Annotated in this window: 16 protein-coding genes; all 16 read right to left on the minus strand. The window is 63.9% G+C overall.

The window, feature by feature from the left end; genetic code table 11:
• Nucleotides 1–15: 15 nt before the first annotated feature.
• Nucleotides 16–453: a hypothetical protein gene (locus tag A4F85_RS11685; RefSeq protein WP_063326668.1), complete on the minus strand. Its 438-nt coding sequence runs from the start codon at nucleotides 451–453 to the stop codon at nucleotides 16–18.
• Nucleotides 450–2,294: a hypothetical protein gene (locus tag A4F85_RS11690; protein ID WP_063326669.1), complete on the minus strand. Its 1,845-nt coding sequence runs from the start codon at nucleotides 2,292–2,294 to the stop codon at nucleotides 450–452. The genes A4F85_RS11685 and A4F85_RS11690 overlap by 4 nt, the downstream gene beginning before the upstream one ends.
• Before the next feature lie 2 nt (nucleotides 2,295–2,296).
• Nucleotides 2,297–3,343: a phage fiber-tail adaptor protein gene (locus tag A4F85_RS11695; protein ID WP_063326670.1), complete on the minus strand. Its 1,047-nt coding sequence runs from the start codon at nucleotides 3,341–3,343 to the stop codon at nucleotides 2,297–2,299.
• A gap of 3 nt (nucleotides 3,344–3,346) precedes the next feature.
• Entirely contained in the window at nucleotides 3,347–3,763 is a 417-nt protein-coding gene (locus A4F85_RS11700; RefSeq protein ID WP_013803287.1) for a phage tail fiber protein, read from the minus strand.
• 69 nt (nucleotides 3,764–3,832) lie between these two features.
• A complete protein-coding gene (locus A4F85_RS11705) occupies nucleotides 3,833–4,465 on the minus strand; it encodes a phage adaptor protein (protein WP_063326671.1) in 633 nt (210 codons plus the stop codon).
• Nucleotides 4,456–5,052 carry a hypothetical protein gene (locus A4F85_RS11710; protein ID WP_197485486.1) on the minus strand — a complete coding sequence of 199 codons (597 nt, stop codon included), beginning with the start codon at nucleotides 5,050–5,052 and terminating at the stop codon, nucleotides 4,456–4,458. Before A4F85_RS11710 ends, A4F85_RS11705 begins: the two co-directional genes overlap by 10 nt.
• Before the next feature lie 28 nt (nucleotides 5,053–5,080).
• Nucleotides 5,081–5,464, minus strand: coding sequence for a hypothetical protein (locus tag A4F85_RS11715; protein WP_063326673.1), 384 nt, complete (start codon nucleotides 5,462–5,464; stop codon nucleotides 5,081–5,083).
• Between the two features lie 86 nt (nucleotides 5,465–5,550).
• Entirely contained in the window at nucleotides 5,551–6,000 is a 450-nt protein-coding gene (locus A4F85_RS11720; RefSeq protein ID WP_063326674.1) for a hypothetical protein, read from the minus strand.
• 26 nt (nucleotides 6,001–6,026) lie between these two features.
• Nucleotides 6,027–7,142 (minus strand): N4-gp56 family major capsid protein, encoded by a 1,116-nt coding sequence (locus tag A4F85_RS11725; RefSeq protein WP_063326675.1) that lies wholly within the window; start codon nucleotides 7,140–7,142, stop codon nucleotides 6,027–6,029.
• 60 nt (nucleotides 7,143–7,202) lie between these two features.
• The gene (locus tag A4F85_RS11730) at nucleotides 7,203–7,409 is read right to left on the minus strand and encodes a hypothetical protein (protein ID WP_013803293.1); all 207 of its coding nucleotides are present in this window, start codon (nucleotides 7,407–7,409) and stop codon (nucleotides 7,203–7,205) included.
• An 8-nt stretch (nucleotides 7,410–7,417) separates the two neighbouring features.
• Nucleotides 7,418–8,347, minus strand: coding sequence for a hypothetical protein (locus A4F85_RS11735; RefSeq protein WP_063326676.1), 930 nt, complete (start codon nucleotides 8,345–8,347; stop codon nucleotides 7,418–7,420).
• A 25-nt stretch (nucleotides 8,348–8,372) separates the two neighbouring features.
• Nucleotides 8,373–8,894: a hypothetical protein gene (locus A4F85_RS11740; protein ID WP_080736826.1), complete on the minus strand. Its 522-nt coding sequence runs from the start codon at nucleotides 8,892–8,894 to the stop codon at nucleotides 8,373–8,375.
• Nucleotides 8,891–9,535 (minus strand): lysozyme, encoded by a 645-nt coding sequence (locus A4F85_RS11745; protein ID WP_231890529.1) that lies wholly within the window; start codon nucleotides 9,533–9,535, stop codon nucleotides 8,891–8,893. Before A4F85_RS11745 ends, A4F85_RS11740 begins: the two co-directional genes overlap by 4 nt.
• A gap of 73 nt (nucleotides 9,536–9,608) precedes the next feature.
• Nucleotides 9,609–9,932: a holin gene (locus A4F85_RS11750; protein ID WP_051940599.1), complete on the minus strand. Its 324-nt coding sequence runs from the start codon at nucleotides 9,930–9,932 to the stop codon at nucleotides 9,609–9,611.
• Complete coding sequence (locus A4F85_RS11755) at nucleotides 9,922–12,261, minus strand: portal protein (RefSeq protein WP_013803297.1); 2,340 nt, start codon at nucleotides 12,259–12,261, stop codon at nucleotides 9,922–9,924. Before A4F85_RS11755 ends, A4F85_RS11750 begins: the two co-directional genes overlap by 11 nt.
• Nucleotides 12,248–12,670, minus strand: coding sequence for a hypothetical protein (locus A4F85_RS11760; protein WP_063326678.1), 423 nt, complete (start codon nucleotides 12,668–12,670; stop codon nucleotides 12,248–12,250). Before A4F85_RS11760 ends, A4F85_RS11755 begins: the two co-directional genes overlap by 14 nt.
• Nucleotides 12,671–12,673: the final 3 nt, after the last annotated feature.

The following is a 12,673-nucleotide window of genomic DNA, read 5'->3' on the forward strand; positions in this document are numbered from 1 at the left end:
AGCTCGGACAGGCCGCTACAGCACCACGGCCGCCGCCGCGATGAACAGCTCATCGAGCTGCTGCTCGCTCAGGCCCAGCGCCACGGCGACACGCGCGAGGAACGGGCTGCTGCGCTCCCAGGTCACGGTGTCGTTCAAAGCGACCTCGGCCAGCAGCTGCTCGTTGGGATCTTCGATGCCGGCCATGAAGGCCTGCACCTGCGGCCACAGACCCGCCTGGATCAGCGCCGCTTTGCCCTGGGCTCGGGTGATGGCCTGGGGCACGGGTACTGGCAGCGGGTCCGCAGGCGCAGGCACGTTGCCTGCCGCGCACCAGGCCAGGTAGGCCAGGTAGTCCGGGTTCCTGTTGGGGAACTCGGGTGTATCAGTGAGCGCAATGGTGGAAATAGTGCCATCCACATTGCTGCGAAACACCAGTTTGTCATGGGACAGTCGATAGATTGAGTTTTTCATGTCAATTGCCCTCCAGAAACCAAGCTACCAGGATTTACTCCAGGAATTGCACTGGCACCCGCACCACCCGTGCTAATTGTGGAATTACCGATTGCGTAATATTTACCGCCTGAGCCTGCGAGTGACCCTGTCACAGTCGTATTAGCCCATGCCACAGCTGAATTAGTGAGAACGTTGATAAAATAGTTCTGACAAGCAGCATTCACAAAATTTGTTCTCTGACTTGCTACATATATTCTTCCATAGTAGGTGGCATACAAGCCATAGCCAAAAGTGCCATTGATTGTGATATTCCCCAGAATGATATTCCCGCCATTTGCAGAATAAAGCAGTACATAGGGAACCACTCCGTTACCGCCAAACGTCACATCAAACAGATCAAGCAAGCAATTGTGATCAGCGACCACAAGGTAGGTGTTGCTGCTTCCTTGCGCAGCCACAAGGGACAAATTCTTGATCGTGACACGGCACGCGACCAGCGAAAATGCGGATACACCAGCCACCGCCTCCACGTTCGTAAATCCCGCACCTGCCCCTTCAAAGGTCATGTTCCCGCTGAATCCCGAGTAGGCGCCAATGGATACCCCGGCAAAATTTCCCGGACCAATCTTAATAATTGTCCAAACTGTAGATCGATCAATTAGGCTCGCATAATTTACAGCCCGAGTAATGGTTCTGAATGCTCCTGCAGCCGAATCCTCCAGACCCGTATTATTGTCATTTCCATCAGCGCGAACATAGAACGTCATGCCGACAGGGGAGTATTGCCGAACGGATAGATTCTGCCTTGCAGCTACTGCGCTTGCAGCCCCTGTCCCTCCTGCGGATATTGGCTGCACAGAAAATGCGCTCTGGATTCTCCACGGCCCAAACCCAAGAACACCCATTTTTCGGCGCTCCATAATCGGGCTTTCTTCTGTCAGTAGACGGGTAATCTGATACTGGTAGTTAGGCGATGTGTGCGCCCTCGTTTCCACGTAGCACCACATATCCGGACCCCACGGGCTGTTCTTGAAATTGAACCCGTCATAGATCCTGTTCTCATCAGGCAACAAATTCAAATCTGTGCCTGCGGCCAACAAGATGGGTTTGCTGGTCAACACATCCGTAATCCCGTAGCCGGCCCCCGTGGTGGGTTTGCCGGTGAGATTGCTGAACTGCCTTGCAGCATCCAGGGCCACCTGCAGACCGGCAACAGTTTCTATCGCCTGCGTCCCTGTGTGCGTACTGCGGTCGCGCAGCTGTGCATCCGTGGCGTTCTTGGTGGCACCCGTCGCTACACCACTGAGCTTTGTCGAAGCCTCGTCGGTGAAATCGTTGGCGCTCAGGCCCTTACCGGGCACCTTGTCCACCTTGCCCTGCAGATCCGCCGCTGTGGCCATGGGTTGGGCAAACGTGGGGTTCGGGTACTGGCCGGCCAGCACGCCACCGGCCGCGCCGGTCGGTACACGCGGATTCGACATGCGCTCATCCGTGGTCTGCACCACCTCGCGCATACCCCCGGCCGTCATGCGCATCTCCAGCAGGTCGCCCGAGTTGTAGGCCCGGGGTGCTGTGCCCTCCTGGCCGCGCAGCACCGTCAGGCGGCATTCGCCAATCACCGAGTTGTCCACGGCGGTGACGCGCAGGATCTCGTAGTCGGTTTCGAGCGATCCGTTGCGCTTGTACGCTGTCAGCACGTACCAGCCGCCGGCGGGAGGATTCAGCAGCGTGCCAGCGGCGCCATCGGACACGCGCAGCACGCCGTAGTCCAGCTCGCTGGCCGGGGCGCCTGTCTGCGGCGCCGCGCGCACGTCGGCGATGAACTGGGTCTGGAAGTTGTTCAGGAACAGCTGCGGCATTTCTATTTTTCCTTGATGGGCACGATCAGCTCCACCTCTTTCGTGCGGCCGTCGTTGGTCGTTGCGGCCACGCTGATCTGGTACTTCTGGCCGCTGGCCCCGCCCGCATAGATCCAGACCTTCACGCGCTGACCAAGGAAGGCAAAGGACGGCGGCATGGGCATGGCCGGGTGGACCTTGAGCTGCACGGAAACAATCTCGTCGCCTGGGGGAAACCAGTCGGCGAACTCGATGTCGTAGTCCTGCGTGTCTGCAGGCTGCATGGGGGAAGTGCGGAACATGCTTTGCCCCTGGTCTGTGACGTAGAAGGTGGTCATTCCTGCGGGCACGAGGAAGGTTCGGGATTCGGGCGCCTGCTCATCGAAGGGCAGGCGCTTGTGGACGGCCGGATCGATGTCGATGAAGGCCACGCCCTGGGCCTGCAGCGGCGCGCGCACCAGGCGCTGCCCACGGGCCGTGATCGCAGCCTTGGCGTGGACCAGCGCGGCCAGACGCGCCTCGACCCGCCCCTGCGTGACGACAAAGGCCTGGCCCTTGCCGTCCACAGGCGAACGCAGCCAGCGGCGCACGTAGATGCGGCCATCGGCAGAGCCACGCGCCGTGGGCGTGGATTGCACAGGGCCACGGCGCAGCAAACGCGCCTGGGGCTTGAAGCTGGCACTCGCGGTCGCGTCCACGCCAACGCGGGCCTGCACATGGGCCGTGACCGTGGCGTTGGCCCGTGCCTGGACTGCCACACGCCCGCGCACGGGAGGCAGCGTGACCTTGACGATGGCGCGGCCCGTGGTGGCCAGCAGGCTGCGCACATGGACCCGGCCCAGCACGCCCTCGACAGCTGCACGCGCCACGGAATCGGCCGAGAGCTTGGCATGCACGCGGCCCAGCGGGCCGGTCAGCGCAGCGGCCGGAGCCGAGTGGACCACCGCATAGGCGAGCACTCTGCCACCGGCACGCACACGGGCATAGCCCTTGGCATCCACGCGGATGCGCACCACGGGATCGGAGGCCCGCCCGTTCAGCGCGAAGCCATTGAGTGCTCCCCTGTTCATGGCTTACAGCAGCTGCAGCGTGAAGTCGCCCGTCAGTGCCTGACTGTCTACCAGGAACACGTCATTGATCTGCAGCGTGCGCGGCGTGGGCAGCGGCTCGGAATACATGAGCGTGGCCGTGCCATCGGTGGCCGAGTCACCTTCCATGATTCCGATGTGCGTGACCGTGACCTGGGCGCCCGTGACGGGCGGAAACTCCGCACGCACGGCGTTGTAGGTGGCGCCGTTGTTGGGCGCGGCAAAGGCGCCCGTGGCCACGCGCTGGTACCACGGTGCTGCCACCTCGGTGCCGGCGGTGAAGGCGTCGGTGGGGTCCGCCGTGAACAGGGCGAAGAAGGTGTTGCGGATGGCCGGGAAGGCCTGCTTGCGCAGCGTGGCGCTGATGATCGCGTTGGCGAGGGATGTGCTGAAACCAGCCATGATGGCTCCTATGGCTTCGAGCACTCCAGCGCCCCGATTGAAGATGCCCGCCAGGATGGCAGGCTTGGTTCACTTCTGGGCCACGGCCGTGGTGGCCGCAGCCTGGGCCTGAATGCCCAGCGCCTCGTTGTAGAGGGCACGGTGCGCCGCCGCGATGGTCGCGTTGCCGCCGAACTCGGCGTCGATGGACCAGGCCCGGAACAGCACGAAGTGCCGCACGGCGTCCATCCAGCGCTCGGGAACCGAGGGCGTGCCATTCTCGTCGGCCAGGTCCACAGCCGCGACACCCACCATGGCGCGCACCTTGGTGCCGGCGACCACGGGCGGATAGACCAGGAATTCCTGCGGCGTGCCCAGGTTGTGCATGTAGTGCTGCACCTCGCGGCCCGGCGAGCCTGAGCGCCAGGCGCCGGCCACGGCGTCCAGCACCCACAGGTCGGTCTTGGTGATGCGCCGCTGCGTGGCGTTGGCGTTGTTGGTGATGTCGATCAGCGTGAGCACGTCGGCCGGCAGCTCCTGCCGCCACCCGGCGGCCAGCACAAGGTCGCGCGGCTGGACCATCTGGTCGGGCCGCTGCTCGGCAAAGGCGCGCTGCGCCGCGTTGAACCAGTCCAGCAGATCCGCGCGGGTCCAGCGAATGTGCCCCTTGTCCTGCAGGTCGCGCGCTGCATCGTCCAGCAGCTGGGCCACGGTCAAAGCCATGATGCCCTCCCGCGCGAGCCGCGGCTGGTATTGGAGCGCCACACGTCGGCCGTGGCGTCATCCATGGCGCTCTGGAAGAACGCCAGGGCCACGCCGGCCTGGTCGGGCTTGTAGTAGTCCGTGCCCTCGGTGGCCAGCAGCTCGGCCTTGGCGCCCTCGCGGATCGCCTCATGGTAGAGCGAGGCCACCTCGTCGGGCACGCTGTTGCCGCGCAGGGACGGCATCAGCGAGGCGTAGACCTGCAGGCGGCCGGCACTGCTGGTGCGCACCGTGAACTCGCGCAGGTTGGTCGTGACCAGGTAGGCCCGGCCGCGCAACTCGTGCTGCCATGGGTCGGCCGGCAGGTCGCGGCTCTGGGCGACTTCCAGCGGACGGCCGTCCAGCGTGGCGCGCTCCAGGCGCAGCAGCTCTGCGCCCTGGGGCAGCTCGAAGGTGTATTCGGCGAAGGCCTCGCCAGTCACGTCCGTGGGCTCCAGCCATTCCTGCCAGGCGCGCGTTGCCTTGAGAAAGGTGCGCGCGGCGCGGTTCAACGCCAGGTGAATGAGCGGTACCGGCGCCTTGGGGGCAGCCAGTACCAGCTCAGGCATCCAGTTCTCCCAGCTGGCCATGGTGCGATCAGCCGGTCACGTTGGAAGCACGCGAGGCCTTGCGCACACGGCCGGTGGGAGTGGAGTCGGACTCCTGGGGCATACCTGTGCCGCCGTCCAGATCGTCCTCATCATCCGGGCCCACGCCGGGCGAGAAGGTGCCGCGCGAGGATGGAACCTTGCCGTCCAGGGCCGCGCGGCGGGCTTCGCGCTCGGCGGCCAGGCGCTGGAATTTCTGCTCGGCGTCGAACTCCTCCTCGGTCTGGAAGTTGCCAGCGCGCAGATGCTCGGCATGGGCCTCGTTCTCGACGTCGCAGGCCAGCGGCTTGCCCTCGAAAACATAGGTGGCGCCCTTAAGGCGCACGATCAGGGTTCCGTCCTTGCGTGCGGGCAGCGAAGTGAACAGCTTCATGGTTTGGTTCTCCGGGGTTCAAAAAGCCCCGGCGGCCAATGCCACCGGGGAAAGCCCCTTGCGGGGGCGCACACATGAGCGCGCTGTCAGGCGTTCGTGTAGATCAAGTCCAGCGTGAACAGGCCGGCAGCCGCGCCTGCGCCCGAAACCTTGAGGATGATGCGTCGGTCTTCATCCTTGGTTGCGAGTTTGGCGAAGGCCGCTGGCACGAGGTGCGCGTAACCACCGGCTGCACCCACATCGTTGTCCGTCACCCAGGCGCCGCCGCCGTCGTCGGCCGCTGTGCTGATGTCGCCGGCCGCATCCGCCAGGCCAATGGAGGCCTTGAAGCCCGCGCCCAGGGCAGCAGGCACGCGGATGTACAGCGACACGGGCAGCATGCCGGCGGGCAGGATGCCGATGACGCCACGGGTACCCACTGCGTGGTCTGCCACGGCCAGGGGCTGGCCGAAGCGCGAGCGCACCAGTTCGGAGCCGCCGGGGGTGATGGGGGCCTGATGGCCTGCGGCCACGGCACTGAGTTGCTTGAAAGTCATGAATGACTCCTTTCGTTCGGTGGGGATCAGCGCGAAACAGCGGCCGTGTCGATGCCGTAGACGCCGTGATCCTGCTTCTCGCCCTCGATCTCGAAGACCGACTTTTTGACGCCGAAGATGGACGAAGTGGTGATCACGACCTGGTTGCCGTTGTCGCGGGTTTCCTCATGCCAGCCATAGCGCATGCCCGTGCCCGGCGAGCCGAAGGCCATCACGCCGGCCTGCGCACCCATAAACAGCGCGCGCGCCGTTTCCAGGTCGCCCGTGGCGCCGTGGGTGTTGTGGCGAATCACGTTGCGGTGCGAGTGCAGCACCACGTTGCGGTACATGCCCAGCGCGCTCTTGAACAGCGGCGACTTGAAGCCCACGGCCGCAGCCGCGGCCTTTTGCAGCTCCAGCCAGCCGCCCGTGCCGGTTTCCTTGCGCAGGTCGTCTTCCTGGAAGGTGTGCATGACCATGACGAACACTTCCTCGCCATCGACCACGCAGGGCTGCATGACGGGGATGTTGGTGGCGCCGCCACCCTGGCTGTCTGCGCGAACGCGGGCACGGTCCACCACGGCCAGCGACATCTTGTCGGTGGCATCCAGGTTGGCCACCGCCGTGGCATCGCCGCCGAACAGGTGCTGGTTGGGCGTGGGCGCCGTCAGCGGGTTCTTGGCACGGCCCTGGTAGCCCAGCGGCAGGATGAAGTTGGCATTGACGCCGCGCGAGCCCGACAGGTAGGTGAAGGTCAGCTCATCCTGGAAGCGGCCCCACCAGTTGGCCTGCTGCTGCTTGGCGCGCATGCGCAGATCGTGCAGCGTGCGCTTGCGCGACATGCGGCCACCCGTGTTGACGCCGCCGCGCGCCTGGTCGATGTACAGCTCATCGGTATAGAAACGCTGCCCTTCTTCCTTGCCCTCCAGCACATCGTCGCCCTCGACGGGTGCCATACGCAGCTCGGCCAGCAGGTCATAGCTGACCAGGTCACCGGCTTCGGATTCCAGATCCGTCAGCAGTTGGATTGGCGTCTTGGCGCCCTGGCCCACGGCCGCGAAGCGCTTGCCGAAGTACGAGGCTTGAGAGACATCGAGAGCCAGGTCGCCGGAAAAGCGCTTGACCGCGCGGGGGCTGTTCACGCCCACCACTGTTTTGCCCATAGGAGTGCTCCTGTGTGGTAGCGAGCACTCCAGCGCCCCGGTTGAAAAATGGTTCAGCCCTCAAGATGGCAGGCTTGGTACGGGCCGCGAGGCCGCTGCGATCTTTCGCACGCAGGTCTCGGGCTCCGCCGCGATCACCATGCGCGCGGCCTGCCCCTTCTTGTATTCCAGCTGGATGCGGACGCCGCCCACCTCCAGCACATCCCCCGTGCGCAGCTCGATGAAGATGCGGCGCACGCCGGGCGTCGATGCTGCAGCCTGTGCCATGGGGCCCTTCACACCGAGCGCAGGAACTGCGCACGCTTTTCTTCGGACAGGCGGCCCAGCGCGCGCTCGTAATCCAGGCCCGTGAGCTTGTCCAGCTCAGCGAACTCGTCGCCCGCCGGGTCGGCATCGCCCGCGCCGCCGGGCACGTCGGCCAGGTTGGTGACTATGTCGGACGGATCGGCCCGGCGTCGCATGTCCACGGGCTTTTTGGTGGTAGGGATCCCATGCAGGGCCAGAACACGCCTGTGCGCTTCCTCCAGAAACCAGCGAAAAGGCCTGTGCTGGTTGGCGGGAGCTGCCCCAAGTGCCTTGACGAAAGCGTCCAGGTCAGCCTGTTTTTCCAAGTCCGCGTGGTAGTTCACGCGACCCAGTTCAGGCATTTTTGCAGCGTCATCCAGGAACGTGTGGATGGAGTGGGTCCATGCATCCATTTCAGACTGCTGGCGCATTTCCGCAGAGACAGTGGCACGCGTTTTCACATCGCGTAGCTGGTCACGCTCATCTTGCAGCCTGTCCAGTTCAGCCTCCATTTCCGAGTGGTCCAGATCACCGTCGTTGAACCTGCGGCGGACTTCGGCCATGGCAGATTTGTTGGCCCAGACCTGGTCCTGGTAATCCAAGGGCAGATCCACCCTGTAGCCAGATGGCAACGGCTTAGAGGATCCCCCGGCGCCGTGGCGTTCGGCATTGTGGTCCGTTTCGGGCGAATGGCTCGTTGGCGCTTCCGCCCCGGCTTTCAGCGTGGATGCTGGCGCGTCATCACTGTCACGGCCATCGGCTTGCCCCATTGGTTCATCTTCGGGGCTCCCATCGAGACTGCCACGGCCCAACGCAGCAAGCGCTGCCGCATTGTCCTCGCTGGGGTCATAGTCGTCTTCCTGCAACGTGGCGCGCTCGGCTTCGGACAGAAGGCGCAGTTGGTCGTCTTGATTGGTCATGGTTGGCAGTTCCTGATGTGCGTGCTCAAGGGAGATTGGCAGGCTTGGCACGGGGCCAGGCATCACCCATCAATCGGACGTCAGCGGCATGGCCATCAGCCGCTCGCGCGATGTCTGCACCGCGCTGTGCCATTCTTGTACCTCGCTCTGCCAGACTTTCGAGTAAGGCTGTGCAGGTGCTGGCGTACTGGGCAAGAGAGGGCCGGGTAGCTGCGCTGATACGTTCTGGCAAACCGGCGAAGTCACCGCGCAAGCCTGCAGCAGCAATGTGCATGTCGCGCAGGCTGCGCTCAAGATCCTGCTGGACCAGCGCATTGCGCTGCTGGGTACGTTGGAATGTGGCAAGTGCATCGTCAAGTCCCTTGGAAAAAGCAGCCATGTCCTGCGCGGCCTGGCGCACACGGGACAGTTCGTCGCTGACAGCCTGTTGCCTCAGTTGCTCCAGGCGCACTCCGTAGCGTTGATCCTGAGTCCACCACGCGCAACCTGCACCGAGGATGAAGGCCAGTCCTGCAGCCATGGACTGGACGAAGAAGCGGGAGCTCAAGGCATGACCCTCCACTCTCGGCAGATTTCGCCATTCGCATCGCCTCGCAGTTGCAGCCCCGGCAGAACGGTGGAAACGCCCTTGACCGTGCCCCTATTCCAGCGAGGGTTCTCGTTGCAGGCCCCTGCCAGATCACCGGCGTTGGCTTTGCGCCGCAGCGTGCTGGAAGCCAGGCTACCCGCCCCCTTGTTGTGCACGAAGTCGATGAATTGCCCTTGCACGAATGGGTCATACGCCGCCCAGTCCACAAGCATTTGCCGTGCATGGCGCTCTGCAATCAGGTAGCGGCCAAGTTCCAGTGCATAGCAGTCTGAGGAGCTGTACCAGCGGCCCGCCGTGACCCCCTCCCCAGTGATGCCATTGCAGACAGTCAGTGGCTGGCCCTTGCCCAGCTTGTCGACATAGGGCATTCCCACATGGCGCCCGCTGCTCTCGTAGAACGAGCCCAGTACCATCGCAACCTTCACGCCGGGCGAGGTTTCAGTATCTGCCGCAACGGCCTGCACATAGGGATCGTTGAGTGCCGGGCCGTCAATGTGCCGGGCCACGATTGCCCCTCCACTGCCCAACCCGGCCAGCAACACCAGCGCAGCCAGCCGGCCTGCCAGCCATGCCGGCACCTTGGAAGTCTGCTCAGCCATCATGCATTCCCCTGGGCATGCACCCATGGCCCGGCAGTTCGCCCAGGCAAGGCGGTGGTCCATCGATCTTGCGTCATTGCCCCCCCTCCTCGTCTGGGGCATTGCGCGTACCGCTGCGGCGCATGAGGCTCATGCGCAATTCGTGCTCAGCCTGATCACGAGCCTCTTCCGCCAACTTCAGTTGAAACTCCTTGCGGCGGTAGTACCAGCTGACCGAAAAGCCTGCGACCCCCACCACTATGCCGATAGCGACACCGGCTTCGGAGGTCAAGAGCCAGCCAAAGCCACCCAGTCCGAGTCCGCTCCAGCCGACCTTGCTGCTCATGGCCGCCGCCGCCCCAGCGTTTGTTGCGTTGGCCGCAGCTTCGAGCGCGGCCTGCGTGACGTCATTGCCCATCCATCACTCCTTGTTGTTCAAACTGGGCGAGGCGACCCGACATCGAATCGAGATGCTGGCGGCTCAAGGCCTGGATTTGCGCCACGCGCTCGCGCGAATCGGCCTCGATGCACGCCACCTGCAGGCGCACGTCCTCGTCTGCCCGGATCTGCAGCGTCTTGTTGGCAAGGTCTGCATTGGCCTTGGCAAGTTGCTGGCGCATGTTGTCCAGCTCGACGTCCGCATCGCGCCGCACTGAGGCGGCCGCACCCGCCATGCGCAAGGCCAGAGCCTGGTCCCCGCCGCTGGCACGCATGTGCTCGGCCTCGGCCTCCAGCTTCTCGGCACGGGCATTGACTTCACGGACCTTGGCCACCTGCTCGGCAAGCGCCTGGCGCGCGCCCTCCTGCTGCATTTGCAGGGCCTCGGCCTGGGCCTGCATCTGCTGCTGCATCTGTTGCTGCTCTTCGGGTGTAAGAGGTTTGGCGGGGTCGCGCTCGCCGGTCAGCTTGCGCATCTCATCTGCGATCTGCTCCCTATTGGGCAGGTCGGAGTAGTCCATGGCGATGGTCAACAGGCGCAACGCAGCCTCGGGCGGCATGCGGCCGGCCATCTGTGAAAGCGACTCGAACATGACCTGGCGCAACGTGCCCGCATAGTCCTGCTCGGACACAATGAAATCAGCCAGGCTTGCTGTGATGTCGTTGAGGTAGCGCACGCTGCCATCCGGCTGCAGCTCGGGCAAGTTGATGCGTACCCAGTCGAGACGCCCTTTGTGGCCTGACAGACGAATGACCTTTTCCTCCGTGTACCACTGCTCGATCAGGCTCAGTTGCTTCTCGCCCTGGATCTGCACAGCCAGCCGGTGATTGTCGAATGGCTGTGTGGTCACGACCGATCCTTGCATCTGGCGCGCCTTGATCGCAATGCCGGAGCTGGCATTCGTCTGCCGGCCCAGGTTCTCGCTGCCGATGCCGGCGGACTTCTGTATCGCCTGGGTATCCAGGTTCATCATCTGCATCTGGCCGGAGGCCATCTCGCTGTCGCGGTGCACCTCGAATTTCCGTCCGGCGCGATAGATCACGACCCCATCGGGCTGATTGATTTCCTCGCGCGCCTCGTTGATATCGTCGAAGGCGCCCTTCTCGGCGAATATCTGGTTGGTGGACAACAGGAACAATGCTTTGCTGGCCCGCTTGTTCAGGTCCATTTGCAGATCGCGTACACGCCGCACCACGCCATAGGGCATGCGATCGCGGCCGCGGCGATAGCACCAGATGGGCGTGAGGCTGAAGCTGTTGTGCCGCATGGGCATGGGCCCCAGCGCAAGCAGATGGCCTTCGGTGAATACGGCCACGTGCATGCGCATGACCACCCGGTCCACGATGGCCCCGCCAGCCTGACCGATGGCTTCCATCAAAGCCTGGTCCCAGGGTTCGACGAACGCGCCCTTGAACGGCCCTTCGGTCACGACGCGAACCGAGGCCGGCATGCGGAACTGGCACTCGATCAACCGCACGCGGCGGCGCTGCTCGTCATCGGCATCGCCATAGCCACTGGCCAGGCCACCCCGCGAATACTGACTGGAGGAATGGCCCTGGTAATGGAATGCGTCCTCAGCCCACTGCTGCGCGCTGTGCTCCTGTCCCTGCTCCACTGCACGCTGCAGCACGTCGCGGCGAGCTGGGTACATGGTGATGGCCACATCCTCGTCCACCCAACGGGTGCGGAAGATATAGCGCGCATCGCTCAGATCGTTTTCCATGGCCATGGAGTCCCAGAGCACGTTGCGCCAGTCTTCGTACTTGGAGTAGATGATGTCCTTGGTTGGGTCGTTCCGTACCCCGTCGTCCAGCCAGCCGACACCCACCTTGATGGTGTCTTCAAAAGCCCGGCTGCGGTTGAAGCCCGTGCGATTCACATCGGACACGTACTTGAGCACCTTGGTCTTGATGTCAGCCATCTGCACGCCTTCCTCGGTACGTGGCAGCACGCTCCAGTCCACGCGCGCTCGCCGCTCCGTACCAATCAGCCAGTCGCACATCACGGCCACCTCGTTGAATACCAGGGGCACCTGGCCGCGCCCCTCCAGCGTGGCTGCGTCGGCAGGATCCCATTGGTCGCCGTCGTAGTAGTCGGCGTCGATGGACATCTGCAGGCGGTTCTCGGCCTGGATCTCGCGTTCGCGGTAGTACCAGCTCAGGAGCTTTCGCAGCGTATTGCGGGCCTCGGCCTGGTCCAGCGGATGCTGGGGCGCTGTGTCCACCACATCGAAAGCCAGCGGCTCATCGTTCAGGACGTGCTCGCCCACGCCTGCTCGGCGGTTGAAGCGGGGTTCAAGCAGGGACATACTCGGCCCCCACATCAGGAACGGTCAAAGCCTGCGCTGCAATTTCCTTGCCTTCCATCTTGATCACCAGCTGACCGAACTCGCGGCCCCGGCGCTCCCATAGCGGCTCGCTGGGCATGGCCACCAGATCAGGCAACCCTTCATTGATGATGGTGGCCACTCGCACCCAGTTGGCCCGGCTGGGTTCAATACCCAAAACCTCGCAAGCCTTCACGCACATGCGTGCAAGGTAAGACGGATGGTCATAGAGATAGGCGGCGCTCTCCATCACCACATACCAGGGCGCTTTGGGACGCAGACTGGGGATCAGGACCAGGGCCCTCTCTCCATTGATCCAGGTGTAGATGGCCAGCAGGTCGCCGTGCCGGCGGTGGAGGTGGGACTTGCGAAGATCGATGCATGCAGGCATGCC

This window comes from Delftia sp. GW456-R20, from assembly GCF_001622915.1.
Classification (GTDB): Bacteria; Pseudomonadota; Gammaproteobacteria; order Burkholderiales; family Burkholderiaceae_C; genus Comamonas; species Comamonas acidovorans.

Coding starts and splice junctions, on each gene's coding strand:
- A4F85_RS11690 (WP_063326669.1), bottom strand. CDS start 2,294: ATGCCGCAGCTGTTCCTGAACAACTTCCAGACCCAGTTCATCGCCGAC.
- A4F85_RS11685 (WP_063326668.1), bottom strand. CDS start 453: ATGAAAAACTCAATCTATCGACTGTCCCATGACAAACTGGTGTTTCGC.
- A4F85_RS11730 (WP_013803293.1), bottom strand. CDS start 7,409: ATGGCACAGGCTGCAGCATCGACGCCCGGCGTGCGCCGCATCTTCATC.
- A4F85_RS11720 (WP_063326674.1), bottom strand. CDS start 6,000: ATGACTTTCAAGCAACTCAGTGCCGTGGCCGCAGGCCATCAGGCCCCC.
- A4F85_RS11695 (WP_063326670.1), bottom strand. CDS start 3,343: ATGAACAGGGGAGCACTCAATGGCTTCGCGCTGAACGGGCGGGCCTCC.
- A4F85_RS11760 (WP_063326678.1), bottom strand. CDS start 12,670: ATGCCTGCATGCATCGATCTTCGCAAGTCCCACCTCCACCGCCGGCAC.
- A4F85_RS11725 (WP_063326675.1), bottom strand. CDS start 7,142: ATGGGCAAAACAGTGGTGGGCGTGAACAGCCCCCGCGCGGTCAAGCGC.
- A4F85_RS11705 (WP_063326671.1), bottom strand. CDS start 4,465: ATGGCTTTGACCGTGGCCCAGCTGCTGGACGATGCAGCGCGCGACCTG.
- A4F85_RS11715 (WP_063326673.1), bottom strand. CDS start 5,464: ATGAAGCTGTTCACTTCGCTGCCCGCACGCAAGGACGGAACCCTGATC.
- A4F85_RS11700 (WP_013803287.1), bottom strand. CDS start 3,763: ATGGCTGGTTTCAGCACATCCCTCGCCAACGCGATCATCAGCGCCACG.
- A4F85_RS11750 (WP_051940599.1), bottom strand. CDS start 9,932: ATGGGCAATGACGTCACGCAGGCCGCGCTCGAAGCTGCGGCCAACGCA.
- A4F85_RS11745 (WP_231890529.1), bottom strand. CDS start 9,535: ATGGCTGAGCAGACTTCCAAGGTGCCGGCATGGCTGGCAGGCCGGCTG.
- A4F85_RS11755 (WP_013803297.1), bottom strand. CDS start 12,261: ATGTCCCTGCTTGAACCCCGCTTCAACCGCCGAGCAGGCGTGGGCGAG.
- A4F85_RS11710 (WP_197485486.1), bottom strand. CDS start 5,052: ATGCCTGAGCTGGTACTGGCTGCCCCCAAGGCGCCGGTACCGCTCATT.
- A4F85_RS11735 (WP_063326676.1), bottom strand. CDS start 8,347: ATGACCAATCAAGACGACCAACTGCGCCTTCTGTCCGAAGCCGAGCGC.